The organism is Shewanella sp. 1180_01, assembly GCF_052850535.1.
Window position 1 is genome coordinate 103,130 of the sequence record NZ_VXCT01000008.1, and the last position, 16,561, is coordinate 119,690.

The 16,561-nt window shown below is 48.4% G+C and carries 13 protein-coding genes; 6 read left to right on the forward strand and 7 right to left on the reverse strand.

The genetic code is table 11. From position 1 onward, the window contains the following. The first annotated feature begins 119 nt into the window (after nucleotides 1-119). Nucleotides 120-827, forward strand: coding sequence for an SDR family oxidoreductase (locus FW758_RS07030; protein WP_446445004.1), 708 nt, complete (start codon nucleotides 120-122; stop codon nucleotides 825-827). A gap of 612 nt (nucleotides 828-1,439) precedes the next feature. Then, the gene (locus tag FW758_RS07035) at nucleotides 1,440-3,776 is read left to right on the forward strand and encodes a M4 family metallopeptidase (RefSeq protein WP_446445005.1); all 2,337 of its coding nucleotides are present in this window, start codon (nucleotides 1,440-1,442) and stop codon (nucleotides 3,774-3,776) included. Between the two features lie 209 nt (nucleotides 3,777-3,985). Here FW758_RS07035 and FW758_RS07040 read toward each other — a convergent pair whose 3' ends face one another. The 3 genes from FW758_RS07040 to FW758_RS07050 are packed head-to-tail and all read right to left on the reverse strand — an operon-like array spanning nucleotide 3,986 to nucleotide 6,767. Beyond that, nucleotides 3,986-4,537, reverse strand: a complete 552-nt coding sequence (locus tag FW758_RS07040) for a response regulator transcription factor (RefSeq protein ID WP_011847973.1) — start codon at nucleotides 4,535-4,537, stop codon at nucleotides 3,986-3,988. Next, nucleotides 4,534-5,844, reverse strand: a complete 1,311-nt coding sequence (locus tag FW758_RS07045) for a sensor histidine kinase (protein WP_311906307.1) — start codon at nucleotides 5,842-5,844, stop codon at nucleotides 4,534-4,536. The genes FW758_RS07040 and FW758_RS07045 overlap by 4 nt, the downstream gene beginning before the upstream one ends. 8 nt (nucleotides 5,845-5,852) lie before the next feature. After that, nucleotides 5,853-6,767: a dTDP-4-dehydrorhamnose reductase family protein gene (locus FW758_RS07050; protein ID WP_446445006.1), complete on the reverse strand. Its 915-nt coding sequence runs from the start codon at nucleotides 6,765-6,767 to the stop codon at nucleotides 5,853-5,855. A gap of 178 nt (nucleotides 6,768-6,945) precedes the next feature. On the opposite strand from FW758_RS07050, the gene FW758_RS07055 reads away from it, so the two are divergent. Continuing rightward, the gene (locus tag FW758_RS07055) at nucleotides 6,946-8,796 is read left to right on the forward strand and encodes an alkaline phosphatase D family protein (protein ID WP_446445017.1); all 1,851 of its coding nucleotides are present in this window, start codon (nucleotides 6,946-6,948) and stop codon (nucleotides 8,794-8,796) included. 4 nt (nucleotides 8,797-8,800) lie between these two features. Here FW758_RS07055 and FW758_RS07060 read toward each other — a convergent pair whose 3' ends face one another. The 4 genes from FW758_RS07060 to FW758_RS07075 all read right to left on the reverse strand — a co-directional run bounded on the left by FW758_RS07060 (nucleotide 8,801) and on the right by FW758_RS07075 (nucleotide 12,138). After that, nucleotides 8,801-9,190 carry a hypothetical protein gene (locus FW758_RS07060; RefSeq protein ID WP_446445007.1) on the reverse strand — a complete coding sequence of 130 codons (390 nt, stop codon included), beginning with the start codon at nucleotides 9,188-9,190 and terminating at the stop codon, nucleotides 8,801-8,803. A 147-nt stretch (nucleotides 9,191-9,337) separates the two neighbouring features. Further along, nucleotides 9,338-10,255 (reverse strand): pseudouridine synthase, encoded by a 918-nt coding sequence (locus tag FW758_RS07065; protein ID WP_446445008.1) that lies wholly within the window; start codon nucleotides 10,253-10,255, stop codon nucleotides 9,338-9,340. A 53-nt stretch (nucleotides 10,256-10,308) separates the two neighbouring features. After that, complete coding sequence (locus FW758_RS07070) at nucleotides 10,309-10,884, reverse strand: LON peptidase substrate-binding domain-containing protein (RefSeq protein WP_006083313.1); 576 nt, start codon at nucleotides 10,882-10,884, stop codon at nucleotides 10,309-10,311. A 198-nt stretch (nucleotides 10,885-11,082) separates the two neighbouring features. Next, a complete protein-coding gene (locus tag FW758_RS07075; protein ID WP_226059462.1) occupies nucleotides 11,083-12,138 on the reverse strand; it encodes an alpha/beta hydrolase in 1,056 nt (351 codons plus the stop codon). Nucleotides 12,139-12,455: 317 nt separating this feature from the next. Here FW758_RS07075 and FW758_RS07080 point away from each other — a divergent pair, with 317 nt between their 5' ends. From FW758_RS07080 to FW758_RS07090, 3 genes are all read left to right on the forward strand, one after another. Then, on the forward strand, nucleotides 12,456-14,849 hold the full coding sequence (locus FW758_RS07080) for a TonB-dependent receptor plug domain-containing protein (RefSeq protein ID WP_446445009.1): 2,394 nt from the start codon (nucleotides 12,456-12,458) through the stop codon (nucleotides 14,847-14,849). 149 nt (nucleotides 14,850-14,998) lie between these two features. After that, a complete protein-coding gene (locus FW758_RS07085) occupies nucleotides 14,999-15,460 on the forward strand; it encodes a YhcH/YjgK/YiaL family protein (RefSeq protein WP_446445010.1) in 462 nt (153 codons plus the stop codon). 143 nt (nucleotides 15,461-15,603) lie between these two features. Next, a complete protein-coding gene (locus FW758_RS07090) occupies nucleotides 15,604-16,524 on the forward strand; it encodes a manganese-dependent inorganic pyrophosphatase (protein ID WP_006083317.1) in 921 nt (306 codons plus the stop codon). Nucleotides 16,525-16,561: the final 37 nt, after the last annotated feature.

Genomic DNA, 16,561 nt, shown 5'->3' on the forward strand with positions numbered 1-16,561 from the left:
TTAGCATTTGTACTGATTGTTAGTACTTAGCATTAGTAGTGGGCCTAAGCGTGACTCTTGGATATAGAGAGTTTGATATGGAAAGTTTGATATAGAGATTTGGATAGGGAGAGTTTGCCATGAAAGTACTTATCGTCGGCGGGAGTGGGGGTATTGGCCAAGCCATGGTTAAGCAAGTCCAAGAGGCATATCCCGAGGCAACTGTGCACGCCACCTATAGGCATCATCTTCCCCAAGACAGGCAGAATAATATCCAATGGCATGCGCTAGATGTGACCAATGAGGCCGAGATTAAACAGCTGAGTGAACAACTCACTGAATTAGATTGGCTGATTAACTGTGTCGGGATTTTGCACACCCAAGATAAAGGGCCAGAAAAAAGCCTACAGTCACTGGATATTGCCTTTTTCCAGCACAATTTAACGCTCAATACCCTGCCCAGCGTCATGCTGGCTAAACACTTCTGCCATGCCTTAAAACAAAGTGACTCGGCAAGATTTGCCGTGATATCGGCGAAAGTTGGTAGCATTACCGATAATAGATTAGGTGGCTGGTACAGCTATCGGGCCTCAAAGGCCGCGCTGAATATGTTTCTCAAAACACTGTCGATTGAGTGGCAACGAACCATGAAACACTGCGTGGTGTTATCCCTGCATCCGGGCACCACAGATACGCCATTGTCTCAACCCTTTCAACAGAGTGTGCCTAAAGGCAAACTGTTTACACCTGAGTATGTCGCCAACTGCTTGCTGCCCATCATTGCCAATGCCACTCCGGCACAAACAGGGTGCTTTTTCGCCTACGATGGCACTGAGTTACCTTGGTGAAATAAGCTGAACAGTGAGCCAAGTCGCGCGATGCGAACGGGCTCTTGCCACGAACATATTTCAAAGGGCATCTTTCAAATGGCTCTTGCAAAGTGCATTTTTCAAAATGAATCCGGCAAAGCTATGGATCTTTGCCCTTAAAAAAGGGTTATGCCCAAAAGCACCGCTAATCCTTAAAGCCACCCGCTTAAAAATCACCTACCTAAAAATTACCCGCTTAACCTCGCCAACAGTTCCAGCCTAAACCAATGAAAATTCATCAATAAAGCACTTTTTACGACTCACAAAACCCGCCATTTGACTAGGCTAAATCGCTATTACCCAAAAGTCCTAATTCAAATTTAAAAGCACCTAAATGAATGCTGAAGATAGTTCCTTTGTACGATTGTTAACACTTTTACATTTAAATAACATCTAAGGTCATGCGGTTATTCACGCTTTACACAGAATAAAAATCTGAGAATTTCCGCCTGAGCAACAGCTCATTCTATTCGGCCATGGCAGAGGGATGCCGACGACCCTGTAGAAATTACAATAAAAAAACGCTCGCCCGAGCCAGTTAAACAGTATGGCATTCCAACGTTAATGACAAACGGAAAAAGGATTTTAAGCATGATGCTAAACAAAAAACTGTCGCTACTCTTCATTGCTGTGTCGGCCACGTTAGGCACATCAGCATTTGCTGCTGATGTTGTCGATGTCGGCACACTCAGAAGCGCGTCTTCAAGCAATAACTTAGTGTCTCAGTTCAACTTAGACGCAGGTAGCCAACTCAAAGTCGAGAAAAAACTCGACCTAGGTCAAGGCAAGCAGAAGCAACGTTTACAACAATATTTCCATGACGTGCCTGTTTATGGTTTCTCTGTTGCAACGTCACAATCGAGCATGGGCTTCTACAGCGACATGTCTGGCCGCGTATTAAAAAATATTGAAAAGTCGGCTGATTTTGTCAAACCCACATTAACGGCTAACAAAGCGTTAGACATTGCCATTCGTGGCAAGTCAGAGAAAGCTGTTGCAGGCCTAAAAGCTGAAAACAAACAAGCAAAATTATGGCTTTACCTTGATGATACGGCTAAAACTCGCCTCGTTTATGTGACGTCTTTTGTGGTATATGGCGATGAGCTAAGCCGTCCATTCACTATGATTGACGCGCACTCAGGTGAAGTGCTCAAGCGTTGGGAAGGGATTAACCACGCCGCGAGCGGTACAGGTCCTGGCGGTAACATCAAGACTGGCCAATACGAATACGGTACGGATTTTTCTTACTTAGACGTTGAAGTGAGTGGTGACACCTGCACCATGAACTCACCTAACGTGAAAACCGTTAACTTGAACGGTGCCACATCAGGCGCAACAGCCTTCTCTTATACTTGCCCACGCAATACAGTTAAAGAGATCAACGGTGCTTACTCGCCATTAAACGATGCGCACTATTTTGGTAACGTGATCTACAACATGTATAGCGAGTGGTACAACACTGCGCCGTTAACTTTCCAGTTAACCATGCGGGTTCACTACAGCAGCAACTATGAAAACGCCTTCTGGGACGGCAGTGCTATGACCTTCGGTGATGGCGCAACAACCTTCTATCCATTAGTGAGCTTAGATGTCTCGGCACACGAAGTGAGCCATGGTTTCACTGAGCAAAACTCAGGCCTGATTTACGATGCTCAATCTGGTGGCATGAACGAAGCCTTCTCAGATATGGCGGGTGAAGCTGCTGAATTTTACATGCACGGCACGAACGACTGGTTAGTCGGCGCTGATATCTTTAAAGGCAATGGCGCACTGCGTTACATGGCAGATCCAACCTTAGACGGAATCTCAATCGGCCATATTGACGATTACTATGATGGCATCGACGTACACCACAGTTCAGGTGTCTTCAACAAAGCCTTCTACACACTCGCAAACTTACCGGGCTGGGATACACGCACTGCATTCCAAACATTTGTGGTTGCTAACCAATTATATTGGACGGCTGACAGCTTGTTCTGGCAAGGCGCTTGTGGCGTTAAATCTGCGGCGACTGACTTAGGCTTAAGTGCTGACGATGTGGTTACTGCGTTTGCCGCTGTGGGTATCACACCTTGTGAAGCGCCACCACCACCGCCACCACCAGAAGCGACTGAACTCGCGAACGGTGTCGCTGTGACGGGTTTAGCGGGCGCATCTGGTAGCAAACAATACTACAAACTCGACGTAGCAAGCGGTGCAACCAACCTGAGCTTTAATATGTCAGGCGGCACGGGTGATGCGGACATGTATGTTAAATTCGGCCAAGCTCCTACCTCTAGTAGCTATGATTGCCGTCCATACAAAGCCGGTAATGCCGAAAGCTGCCCTATCGATCCAGCCCAAACGGGGACTTATTGGGTCATGGTCAGTGGCTATAGCAGCTACACAGGTGTGAGCCTAGTGGGTGCTTATGACGGTGGCGATGAGATACCAAACCAAGATCCAACAGCGGGCTTTACTGCAAGCTTTGCCAACGGTAACGGTAGCTTCACTAGCACCAGTACTGACAGCGACGGTGATGTCGTTGCATGGAGCTGGAGCTTCGGTGATGGCACTACTGCTTCAGGCGCAAGTGTAAATCATCAGTATGCTCAGTCAGGCAACTACACAGTGACATTGACTGTGACTGACAACGATGGCGCAACAGCAAGCACTTCTGAAGAATTTGCAGTTGAAGTACCAGAAGTGGCGTTAGAAATGACAGTGAAAAACGCTAACAAATCTCGTCGCGGCAGCATTCGTGTTGCACTCGCATGGGAAGGCCATAACGCTGATGAGTACACTATCTTCCGTAACGGCGTTGCGGTAGGTACTTCAAGCAATTCATCGTTTATTGACCGTTTCACCGACCTAGCTGGCACTAGCTTCAGCTATAAAGTGTGTGAAACTAACGGCCCTTGCTCAAACGAAGAAACCGTTAACTTTTAATCGCATAAGAAATCGTATCGTGGCGCTAGCGTAAAATCCTAGCGCCGACTCATCGATAAACTTCTCGTTTCTTGTTAATGCCACTCAGCCTTTTTTGAGTGGCATTTTTTATGCTCAAATGCGGCGCACTAAGCCGGCCTCAATCCCGTTAGTATCCTTATTTCATGTGCTTGAGTCAGCTTCACTGGCCAGCATGCGAGAATAAAGCGTTACTTCAAATGCCCACTTTCACCCACAGGTTTTTTGAGTAACTTACGTTGTAAGGTGCGGCGATGCATCCCGAGTTGTCGGGCGGTGGCGGACACATTGCCTTGGTTAGCATTGAGTACTTGCTGAATATGTTCCCACTCCAAACGCTTAGGATTGAGGGGCGAGTCATCGACTTCATCTTCTTGAAGGGTATGAGAATGCCCTTCCATTTCCAGCGCGGCGAGTAAGGTTTGAGTATCGACAGGTTTAGCTAAATAATTATCGGCGCCGAGGCGAATCGCTTCCACCGCAGTGGCGATACTGGCGTAGCCGGTGAGCAACACCATGGTCACCTTAGGCAGCAGGTTACGCAGTGGCACAATTAACCCTAAGCCATTAGCTTCGGCAAGTTTCATGTCTAACAGGATGTGGCTAGGACGAAACTCCCGCGCCACCAGCAGAGCATCGCTGGCATCATGGGTTAAGCGGCACTCAAAGCCGTGGCGCGTGAGCCGTCGGCCTAAAATACTCGCCAGAGAAAGATCATCCTCGACAATCAATAAACGTTTCATGATCTGACTCCGTCAGCAGCCTTAGTGTTGGGCGATAACGATGCCGCTTTGTCCTTTAGAATCGTAAAGCGAATTTGTGCCACAGTACCGCCTTGGGGATGATTGGCCAGAATCAATTCTGCGCCCAAACGCTCTAGGCTCGCGTGACTGAGTAGCAGCGCAACACCTAAGCCCTTGGGACTCTCAATTAATAAGGTGCCCAATTGCGGCAATAAAGAGGGCGCGATACCAGCGCCATAATCGCGGATCTGCAAGTAGATCTGAGCTTCACTTGGCGCGATATCTAAGCTGATATCCACCTGCGGCGCACCTAGAGTTTCGACACTAGCGCGGGCGGCATTTTCAATCAAAGCCATGATCGCAGGCGTTAGACTCATATCAGTCAGAATGCTTTGCTCTGCCAGTTGCTCAGGCGCACAGGTAAACAGCCAGTTCAGTTCGGTCTGCGGCATGAGCAGTAAGGTTTTCTGCTTTAAACCGTCCACCAGCTCAGCGATCTTTTGTGGCCGCTGGCGGCGATCGCGGATCGACTCCGTCGCTAATCGCAGCTCGGTGAGTGTATGTTCACAGCGGCCTAACGCAGTCTCCATCTCGACAACCGTTATCGAAGTGCCGCTCATATCTTCTTTGACTTCATCGAGTAACAACCTCAGGCTCGAAAGCGGTGTGGCCAATTGATGTGCCATCTGCGCCGATGCCGTACCTAGGGCTAAAAGTTGTTCCTGACGTAATTGTCCTTCGCGCATATAAGCTAACTGCGCATCTTGGCGGCGCATACGTTTAGTGATTAACGCCACGCTGGTTGTCATCACCAAAGCTGAAATCACAAAATTAAACCACATGCCTAAATAGTGGGAACTCATATCCATACCGTGGTGCTGCATGGGAGATTCGGGCACAGTAAAAATCATCAAGCTGTAAGCTAAGGTTGAAATAGCCGTCAACGCCCAAGGTGCCCAGATTGGCAAAGTCACAGCCGCAAGTGCGATCGGCAGCAGTAATAACGAGATAAACGCATTAGTCGCGCCGCCGGAAAAGTGCAGCCAAGAGATCCAAAATAGTGTGTCTAAACTGAGCGCGATAAAGAGGCCACGTTCCTTGGCAAACAAAGGTTTACGTAAGGCTAATGTGAGTGACAGGTATAACACCTCCAGCACTAACACATGCACTAACGGCTCCATTTGCAGGCTAAGACCAAAAGTATCAGCGGCAAACATGGTTAAGCCAATTTGCAGCAGCAATCCTAAGGTTCGCAGTAATGCGACTTGGTCGGCGGCCTGTAGACTGGTCCCTAAGATCTTAGCCATAGCCATTCCTACAGAGTGAGTCCGAGTGCGGCCAGTGCGCCACTCGATTGCGTTAATGCTTGGCGAACGCCAGTGGCGAAATCAATGTCGGAGCGAATACCGAGCGCAGCTAAACGCGCACAACTCAAGCTACAGTCCCTTGGCCGTTTGGCATTATCCGTAGGTGTCGACTCAGGCATTAAGTGCGCCGTACTGAGTTGGAGAATCTCCCCTAAGGTCAGCAGCATCTGATACTTAGTCATAGTCTCTGCGGCGCTAAAGTGATAAATCCCCTGCACGATAGGTGCTTCAATATGCTGTGCGATCATCTTATCTATGGCTTGGGCAATATCGGCGGTCGAGGTTGGACTACGGACTGCCCAATGATCGACCCCCTGAGCATGACGTTCAATCAGTTGATTGATCAGTACTAGCACTGCCGACTCACTCAGCTTCTCTACTTGACCGTAAAGGATTGGCAAGCGTAGCACGGCAAAATCAGCACTCGTGTTAAGCACGATTTCTTCACCCTTTAGCTTAGATTCACCATAAAAATTAACCGGATGAGTGGCGGCATCTTCGGCGTACTTAGGTTGAGTGCCATCGAACACATAGTCGGTGGAGATATAGATAAGCCAAGCGTTATTAGCCTTGGCTGCCATAGCGAGGGCTTGGCTGGCGGTTAAGTTAAGTGCCAATGCAGCCTGTGGATTTTGCTCCGACACATCGGGGCGACGCTCGGCGGCGCAGTGCACTATGACTTGCGGTTGCTCGCGGGCGATAAATGCCTCGACAGCCAAAGGGGCAGTCAGATCGAGTTTATGCACTCGTGCACTTGCGCGGCTAAAACCTGTGGCCACAACCTCATGTCCCGTTAATTCAAGCTGTTTTACAACAGCTCGGCCGAGTAGCCCAGTCGCGCCTGTTACCATGATCTTAGCCATATTGCCCCATTCAGTTTCAACTCATGTGTATGGCTGACAATTCTAAAAGCTTTTCATATTCAACGCACTTGTTTACTCTTTTAAACCAAACTTACTTAGGGTTAACTCACTTGAGATTAACCTGAGCACCAATAGGCTGAATTTGACTCCGACACTTCCTCTGATATTGGCAGGCCCTATGCTGCGCCACTGCGATACCACCCATTTTACCTTGTGGTTTGTAAGTCGTGAGCCATTAACTGAGCTTATGTTGCGTCTAGGGGAACATGAGTTTACGTTGCAGGATGCCGATGTGCACTATGTGCCACTCGGGCAGCACGCCCATCAATATCTGATCATGCTGTCGCGACCAGAGTTACTCACGCCTAATCGAGTCATGAGCTACCAAGTGTCCGCCGCCCAACATGGGGATATTTTTGCCAACATCAGTCAGCTGAACTATGGCGATGCCTCATCGCCAAGCGTGCGTTTGACCCCAGAATTAACCCAAGTATTCCATGGCTCTTGCCGCAATCCGCATCACCACAGTGACGATGCGCTCGTCGCCGCCGATACCCATTTAGCCCAAATAATCGACACGGGTGTAGCGGACGATCGCCCCGCACTTATCGTGATGAGTGGCGATCAGGTTTATATCGATGATGTGGCTGGACCCATGTTAAACGCCATAGGACAAGTCATCGACTTGCTTGGCCTTCAGCATGAGCAATTTGAAGGGGCGAACATAGCCAGTAGTGAAGCGCTGCATTATCAGCCCGCTGATTTATATCAGCGCCATAAAAATCTGCTGCCACACACTCAATATCCAGCAAAAACCGCGCTATGGCGTTGGTATCGCAATAACCCGATTTTCACTTCCTCCATAGCCGAAAATCATCTCGTCAGTCTGAATGAAATCATCGCCTTGTATTTACTCACTTGGTCACCTGAACTGTGGGAATTAGTCAATATTCCCAAGGATGTCGATGGCTTAACACCCGCCAATAGCGCCCGCTGGCAAAATGAGTGGCAACACTTGCTCGGCTTTAAAGCTGGGCTGACGCAGGTGAGGCGCTTTATGGCGCACATTCCCGTTTACATGATGTTTGATGATCACGATGTTACCGACGACTGGAACCTGACCGCTAAATGGGAACTCGCAGCCTACGAGCATGCATTTTCAAAACGCATTATTGGTAATGCACTAATTGGCTATACCTTGTTCCAAGGACTTGGCAATGCACCCGATAAATTTACCGATGAAATCCGCCCGCTGCTCGATGCCTTTTTTGCACAGCCACAGAGTGAAAGTCAGGATCTGCTCATCGAAGAATTACTCAAATTTGAGCAATGGCATTACACCTTAGCGACCTCACCCAAACTTGTGGTGCTCGACACCCGCACTCGCCGCTGGCGCAGCGAATCCAATCTCGCAAAACCGTCCGGCTTAATGGATTGGGAGGCGTTAATGGATTTGCAGCAAGAGTTGCTCGGCCAGTCTAAGGTCATTATCGTCTCGCCTGCACCTATGTTTGGGGTAAAATTGATTGAGGCGATACAGCGCACTGCCACGCTGATGGGCGCTTCTTTGTTGGTGGACGCCGAAAACTGGATGGCCCACCCCGGTGCCGCCAACGCACTACTGAGTATTTTTATGCACCGTAAAACCCCTGAAGAATTTGTGATCCTCTCCGGCGATGTGCATTACTCCTTTAGTTACGACATAAGTATTCGCTTTAGGCGCAGCAGCCCTAACATCTACCAAATCACCTGCAGCGGCATTAAAAATCACTTCCCCGAGAAGCTGTTACCGATTTTCGATAAACTCAATGGCTGGCTTTACGGCCACTTTTCACCGCTTAACTTACTGACGAAACGAAAACGCATGTCGCTGCGCGGCAGAAGACCGAATGGTGCACCGAGCAAACGTTTAGTGAATAAAAGCGGTATTGGGATTTTGGAACTTGCGGATGATGGTGCGCCGACAAAAATTGCGGTTTTACATGGCGATATGAGTGAAACCTTGTTCGAACCACCCAAACAGGAATAACAGCTTAAACAGGTTTATGATGTTTAACCGTTTCAGGTTGAGTGGCACCCGAACCCGAATCCAGCGGCGGAAGATTTTTAGATAAAGCCTCATCGGTATCGACATTCTTCGGCTGGGCTTGATTGAAAATCAACGCCTCTGGCTGCGGCTTATTCGCCGGCTTTTCATGCACCATTTGGTCCCAAATCACTTTCGAGTCTTGGTCCACATCATCAGCCTCAATGACCGATGCTGCAGACGAACTCGGTTTCTTTGGTTCAATCACCGCAGCCCCCTTGCGGATCTCTGCGGCAATATCTTTTAAATAAGGTTGTTTCGTCCAGTCGCCATAAAACATGGCCGCCACTAATACCGCAGCGCAAAGTAAGATAGAGATCATCGCAGATTTGGTCATAATGGACTTCCTTCAAACAATCGTAATATGGCTCCCTATGGCAGAGACTCAGATACTGCAGCTTGTATTCATACCATCACAGGGGCAAGCGCACAATTGCACCCGATCATTTCCTTCAAGCAGACTGGAAATAATGCTTTCCGCTGACTAAAACGCAAAACCCTCACATTGCACGTCGTGATGGATCCCGCTCACAGGATCGATGAAACGTAAACGCTGTGCCATCAACTTAAGTGGCGTCGCAAACTTATCCGGCCCTTTTGGTAATAAGCTTGGATAAAATCTGTCGTTTAACAATGGCATACCTAAGCTTTGCATATGCACCCGCAACTGGTGAGTTTTGCCGGTAATTGGGCTCAGGTGGAACAAACCAAGATCGCCTTTTATGGCCACTAGGCTGATTTCAGAATGGGTATTCGCCTCGCCTCCAACGATTTTCATGGTAAAACTCGGGTCGCTCGGCTGCATGCGGTTTTTTACCGTCCAATGCAGGGGCAAAGTTAAGTTTCCCTGTTGGTATTGTTCAATAATCTCTGGTGTCAGCTTGGCAATCGCTTGATAGTCTTTACGAATAGCATCGTCGATAAATAATTGATGATAAAGGGCGCGGGTTTCGGGAGCGACTGTCATCAAGATCACCCCTGCGGTTTCACGGTCAAGCCTATGAGCAGGCGCGATAGTGTCTATGCCGGTGCGTAATCTCAGCCTATGTACCAGACATTCGTTCACATAATTACCGCTTGGGGTCACAGGTAAAAAGTGTGGCTTATAGGCCAAAATGACATTGTCATCTTGGAAGAGGATCTGTTCTTCGAAGGGAATCTTCGCTTCAACCGGCACTTCACGGTAGTAATACACCCGCGCTGCTGGGCGATATTCGGTGTCCATGGCGATCAAACTGCCGTCGCGCCAATGCACTTTTCCGTCGAGGATCCGCTGACGCCACACATCTTCACCTATGCGGGCAAAATGCTGTGCGAGAAAGGCAAACACTGTGGGTATATCTGTGGCATTCACAGGAAGCACTATGTAAGAAGGTTGGGCGGCGCGGGCAGATGCTGTCATATCACAAAAAAAGCGGCTATAGAAAGCCGCTATTCTAGCCTTTTTGTGGTTTTTCAGTCCACATGGGACTTGATAAGTTGCAGCACGAAGTCCAAGGTTTTGTGGCAATCGGGCTGATTCACTAACACTAATTTGTCTTTATTATACATAGGTAAAACCTCGAGCCAGCGTTGGCTTACCCAAGCCGCATCTTCTAAATGCACTTGAGAATAGAGCTCAAACAGATCGGGATTCACCTCATAAAATTGCTCTAATGCAGCGCTTATCAGCTCAAATTCACCTTTAATCGGCTCTTCTTGCCAGTTACGACAGGGTAAAGTGCGCGCCATCCATAACTTATCTTTGGCCTGCGCCGCCGAGAGGATGCTGACGCGCTGGCGCCCTTCGAGCACTATGCTGAGTGAATCGTCTTCTAGCTGATTAAAATCGATAATGTCGCACTGGGTGGCGGTGGGATAACAGGGCGGACTGCCGCGGGGTCTGATGGTGGCAAAAGCGAGCGCATATTTGCCCTTAAAGACATCGGCCACCATGCGCAGATGACCGGGGTCGACTACACGAACCTCTACCCGTCCCTGTGGCAGCAACAAGGCATCGCGCATGAGTAACGCCATTTCTCGTGTTTGCATAGCAACCTCCAGCACCTAAATAGAAGGAGACGAACATCAATGCATTCGTATTCCCTATTACTTTAGAGTGTAGTAGGTAGAATAATTTCCTTCCTGAAGCCCTTGAGTGCAAAATAAATTGGCGACCCAACTAGGTTAAATCAGGGCATTTCAAACCAGCCATTTTAAACCCCGTTTTATAGACCACCTCACTTAAAACTAAAAGCGCTCTAGTCGCTCCAGCACATTTCCCTTAGCAACAACCTCGGCAAACTCCTCGGCCAGACGTTCACTCAAGGCCACCGCTGTTCGCCAGTATTGCATCCGCTGCGCCGTATCCAGTTGTTTAAAATCTTCGCGGTCGGGGATTTTGCCAAAGGGCAATGAAGCCACAAATTCGGCCGTTGGCGCCAACACGAGTGCATTGTGATAATTGGCTCGACCTTGGCGCCACTTCAAGGATTTATCGAACCATCCTGGGCTGATCGTCGGATAGAAATGCGGATACAGCGTCAAGCCAGTTGCGTGGGATAAAGGCAAATCGAAGTGATAGTCGGTAATGCCGCCATCGTAATATTGCCCATCGGCAACGCCCTCAATTTGCGACACTGGGGCTAGCAACAACGGAATCGACCCCGTTGCTAACATCACAGCATCGACATTGGCCTCGGTTAATTCGGCCTGCCGACTGGGTAAATCATTGAGCTGCAAAAAGGGGGATGCTGCAGCTTGTTGACTAAAGACCACACGTTCAAAATGCCAGCCTAAACTTCGGCGGCTCAATAAGTTGGTCGCCGCCGTCATCACCAGTCCGGCAGCGAGAGGTAACTTAGCCGTTAAACGATTTAAATGTTTGCCGCGGCACACTACTAAATGACTGTGGATATGAGCGTTATTGACGATCTCACTAGCACCACTGGCGCCTAAAATCCCCTGCACTACGCCTTTAACTTGCGCACTGACTTCCTGCGGGGTTGGCATGCTGTCGTAACGCTGACCAATATAAAAATCCTCTAAGCGGCCATAGGCTGCGAGGGGATCTTGCTGCGCCAAACACGCTAAACGCCACGCCCCTGAAGACGCGCCTAATGTATAAAGCGGCGTTTGTCTTGCTTTGAAAAACTCAGAAAACAGATATTTATCCAGCCCAGCGATACCAAGCCATTTAGGTCCACCAGAGGCGGCAAGTAGCTGGGTAAAATGTTCAGATTTAAGACCTTGTTCTGCCAAGGTATTAAATGCCGTTGCTCCCGCGAGAAATCGTAACGCTGACAAATCTGTGTTCCTTCAAACCAATACCATCAAAGCGAAATAACGCATTAAACCACGATGGCGCACGTCAATAAACAATTCATATCATCGACTTAACTCGCCAAAACACTCAAAGCGCATCTGCCGATAACAAGGTTTCATCCATATATTCAACTGCATTTTAAACATTAACTAGAACACTCGGCTCTGAGTTAGCACATTTATGTCTAGATGTAACAATTGTTACAGTGATAACCTTCTCCACATTGAATTGTTACGTTATCTTTAACCTGCACTCCTAAGTTCGAGTATCGGGTTACAAACATCATTGAGAGGTTTTTATGCGTCTAGGGATTATCGCATTGGCAGTGTCATCCACACTGGCCATTCCAGCTGTCCAAGCCGAAGAACAACAGCCTGGCTTCGAGAAAATCGAGATCATAGGTTCACGCATAGCACTGCGCAAGGCAACTGACAGTGTTGCCCCTGTAGACATTATCACCGCCGAGCAGCTCGAATCGACCGGCATGACTGAAACCGCTAAAGCACTTCAATTTGCCGCGCCAAGCTACAGCTTCCCATTTTCCTCAGTGACTGACGGTTCAGATGCGGTGCGCCCCGCCAGCTTACGCGGCCTGTCGCCCGACCACACCTTAGTACTCGTTAACGGCAAACGTCGTCACGGCTCAGCGCTAGTGCATTTAAGTGGCACTGTGGGTAAAGGTTCATCTAACGTCGACTTAAACGCTATCCCTATGACAGCGATTAAGCGTATCGAAATTCTGCGTGATGGTGCCTCGGCACAATACGGATCGGATGCAATTGCCGGCGTCATCAACGTGGTGCTAAAGGACAGCGACCAAGGCGGTAGCATCTCGGCTCAAGCAGGACAAACCTACATAGGTGATGGCGAGCAATGGCGTGTGGGTGTAAACCACGGCATCAGTTTAAGTAACGATGGCTTTGTGAATGTCTCCCTAGAAGCCCACCATAAAGACAGCACTAACCGCGCTGGATTGGACCCTCGTCAACAGTATGAAAAATTACCCGATGGCTCAGCCGATCCCCGCGAAGCCACATTCAACCGAAAGAGTCACCAGGTCGGCGATGCCGAATATGACAACTTAGGTCTATTCATCAACGCTGCCCAGCCCCTCACAAAAGATGGCAAACTCTATGCGTTTGGTGGCATCAGCCAACGTGAGACTAAGTCAGGCGCCTTTTACCGCCGTGCACTCGACGCCCGTAACTTAACCGAAATCTATCCAGATGGTTTCTTGCCGCAGATCAATCCTAAAATTATCGATGCTTCCTTAGTGCTGGGGTATGAATTCAGCCTAGGCGAGTGGAATATCGATACTTCGGCTGGTCATGGTGAAAACTCATTTAACTACAATATTGTTAATACCTTAAACGCCTCTTTAGGCCCAGATAGCCCAACCGAGTTTGACGCGGGCACACTCACGACCCGTGAAACCAATCTTAATCTCGATGCCTCGCGCTACTTTGCCTTTGCCAATGACTCTGAAATCCTGTTTGCGACGGGTGTGTCGTGGCGCCAAAACGGCTATCAAATTGAAGCCGGTGAAACAGGTTCATACATCAATGGCGGTTACGACAACCGCGCTGCAGGTAGCCAAGGTTTCACTGGCTTTACCCCTGAGTCGCAAGTGGATGAAACCCGTGATAACACTGGCGTTTATATGGAACTCGAGAACCAGTTAACCAATGAGTTTTACTGGGCGGCTGCGCTGCGCTACGAAAACTATTCTGACTTTGGTGGCAACACCAGTTGGAAATTAGCGGGCCGTTACGACTTCACCGATAACTTGGCCCTGCGCGGTACCATCAACACTGGCTTTAGAGCGCCGAGCGTACAACAACTGTACTTCAGCAATATCTCGACGCTGTTTAATCCCGATCCTGTGACTGGTCAGCTGGTGCCTATTGAGTCAGGCACTTTTAACACCCTATCGCCAGTGACCAAAGCACTAGGTATTAATGAGTTAGATCCCGAACTATCCCAATCATTTAGCTTAGGCTTGGTGTACACCAATGACACGGGCTTAGCACTGACATTAGATGCATATCAAATCTCCATCGATGATCGCATTATTCTGTCGAGCTCAGTGACGCCTAATGATTCGCCCGCCGTAGCGGCGGCGTTAGCGGGCACCAATGCAGAATCGGCGCGCTTCTTTATCAACGCCGTCGATACCCGCACCCGTGGCGTAGACCTTGTAGTGAGCCAAGATTTTGATATCGGCGCATGGGGTGATTTACGGGCGAACTTAGCCTATGCCTTCAATAAGACTGAAATCCAAGATATTCATTTCCCGCAAATTTTAGATGGGTTAGGCAAAAAGCTATTCGATAGCATTGAACAAACTCGCATGACCTCGGCGACACCGCATAACACAGGTAACTTGGGCTTGACCCATGAGCTAGGCGACTTTAAGACAAATATTCGCCTCAGCTACTTTGGTGATTACACTGTTGGCTATGCCACGGGTGATGTGAATTACAGCGATCAATGGGTGATGGATCTGTCAGTGAGATACGCAGCAACCGATGCGCTAAGTTTTACCGCTGGAGTACAAAACCTGTTTGATGTGTATCCCGAAAAAACACCCGCGATTAACAGCAACAACGGCATTTTTGTCTATCCATTAACCAACACCCCGTTTGGTTTTAATGGTGGCTACTACTTCTTAGAAGCTAAATACACTTACTAAGCACGTCTTAGCGAATAAAGTGACACTTGATATAGAAACAGGCCATGCAATGGCCTGTTTTTTTATGTCTAAAGCTTATGTCCTAACGGCAGTGATCTGATTATAATCTTTACAATTCACTCATTCACATCCGCCCTATCGAGTAACCGATGATCGTCGATACCTTAGCAAACCACCATATTTATCAATCCCTAAGCCCTCGGCTTGCCACAGCATTAGCACATCTTGCCACCACAGACTTTAGTCAGCTACCCGTGGGCAATTATCCCCTCGATGGCGACAATATTTTTGTGATAGTCAACGACTACCACACTAAGCATAGATCGACAGAACCCTTTGAAGTACATCAAAAATATATCGATGTGCAATATGTGTTCAGCGGTGAAGAAGAGTTTGGTTATTTGCCACTAGCGGACCAAACACCCTCAAAACCCTATTTTGACAAACACGATTACGCCGAGTTTGATTACGAGGCAAACAAAGCCAATGCCTCTTATGTGCAACTCAAAGCGGGTATGTTTGCGCTATTTTTCCCCGGTGACATGCATATGCCAGGCACGGGCGATATCGCCACAGCAGTACGTAAAGTCGTGATAAAAGTAAAGATCTAACCCTTAAACCATCTTTACCGAATCTCAGCTCGGGATTTTTAGCGTTATAGCGTCTTAAGCGCGCAGTGATATGCGCTTTGGCTATTTCCGATCCGAGCCAAATATTGCTAAAATTGTCACAAATTTAAAGGAGAGTCCCTGAAATGCCTATTTACGTTGTCGGTCACAAGATCCCCGATTCTGATTCAATCTGCGGTGCTATCGCGTTAGCCTATTTAAAAAACCAAATCGGTGAAGAAGCCATTGCCGCACGTTTAGGTGAATTGTCACCCGAAACCGCTTTTATTCTGGAACGTTTCGGCTTCGAAGCACCGGAATACAAAACCAGCTACGCTGGCGAGCAAGTGTATATCGTTGACCATTCAGAACTGACTCAAGCACCGGATGATATCGCCCAAGCGACGATCGTCGGGATTGTCGATCACCACAAGCTTGGCGATCTGACCACAGATACCCCGTTAGAATGCTGGATCCGCCCAGTAGGTTGCAGCAACACAGTGATCAAGATGATGTTCGACTTTTACCAAGTCGCTATCCCTAAAAATATCGCTGGCATCATGATGTGCGCCATTCTGAGTGATACCGTGATTTTCAAATCACCGACTTGCACCACTGCCGACATTCGTTGCGTTGAAGCCTTAGCTGAAATCGCGGGCGTTGAAGATTTCAAAGAACTGGGCATGGAAATGTTCAAAGTGAAATCAGCTGTACAAGGCACGCCAGCACGCGACCTCGTTATGCGTGACTTTAAAGACTTCAACATGAACGGTAACTTAGTCGGTATTGGCCAGTTAGAAGTCATCGACCTGTCAGTATTTGACGATATCAAGGCCGAGTTAGAAGCCGATATCAAAGCACTGAAAGTGGAAGGCAATCGCCACAGTGTATTGTTACTGCTGACTGACATTATGAAAGAAGGCTCAGAGCTGTTAATCGTGTCTGACGATAGCGACCTGACCCAACGCGCCTACGGTAAAGATACCGTCGATGGTAAAGTCTGGTTAGACGGCGTATTAAGCCGTAAAAAACAAGTCGTTCCACAGCTACAAGCGGCATTCGCATAGTCGTTTTATCGTCGCGACAGTACTAACATTAAGGCCG

Bases quoted from the DNA above. Each gene is read 5' to 3' on its own strand.
- FW758_RS07030 (WP_446445004.1), top strand. From the start codon at position 120: ATGAAAGTACTTATCGTCGGCGGGAGTGGGGGTATTGGCCAAGCCATG.
- FW758_RS07035 (WP_446445005.1), top strand. From the start codon at position 1,440: ATGATGCTAAACAAAAAACTGTCGCTACTCTTCATTGCTGTGTCGGCC.
- FW758_RS07040 (WP_011847973.1), bottom strand. From the start codon at position 4,537: ATGAAACGTTTATTGATTGTCGAGGATGATCTTTCTCTGGCGAGTATT.
- FW758_RS07045 (WP_311906307.1), bottom strand. From the start codon at position 5,844: ATGGCTAAGATCTTAGGGACCAGTCTACAGGCCGCCGACCAAGTCGCA.
- FW758_RS07050 (WP_446445006.1), bottom strand. From the start codon at position 6,767: ATGGCTAAGATCATGGTAACAGGCGCGACTGGGCTACTCGGCCGAGCT.
- FW758_RS07055 (WP_446445017.1), top strand. From the start codon at position 6,946: ATGCTGCGCCACTGCGATACCACCCATTTTACCTTGTGGTTTGTAAGT.
- FW758_RS07060 (WP_446445007.1), bottom strand. From the start codon at position 9,190: ATGACCAAATCTGCGATGATCTCTATCTTACTTTGCGCTGCGGTATTA.
- FW758_RS07065 (WP_446445008.1), bottom strand. From the start codon at position 10,255: ATGACAGCATCTGCCCGCGCCGCCCAACCTTCTTACATAGTGCTTCCT.
- FW758_RS07070 (WP_006083313.1), bottom strand. From the start codon at position 10,884: ATGCAAACACGAGAAATGGCGTTACTCATGCGCGATGCCTTGTTGCTG.
- FW758_RS07080 (WP_446445009.1), top strand. From the start codon at position 12,456: ATGCGTCTAGGGATTATCGCATTGGCAGTGTCATCCACACTGGCCATT.
- FW758_RS07085 (WP_446445010.1), top strand. From the start codon at position 14,999: ATGATCGTCGATACCTTAGCAAACCACCATATTTATCAATCCCTAAGC.
- FW758_RS07090 (WP_006083317.1), top strand. From the start codon at position 15,604: ATGCCTATTTACGTTGTCGGTCACAAGATCCCCGATTCTGATTCAATC.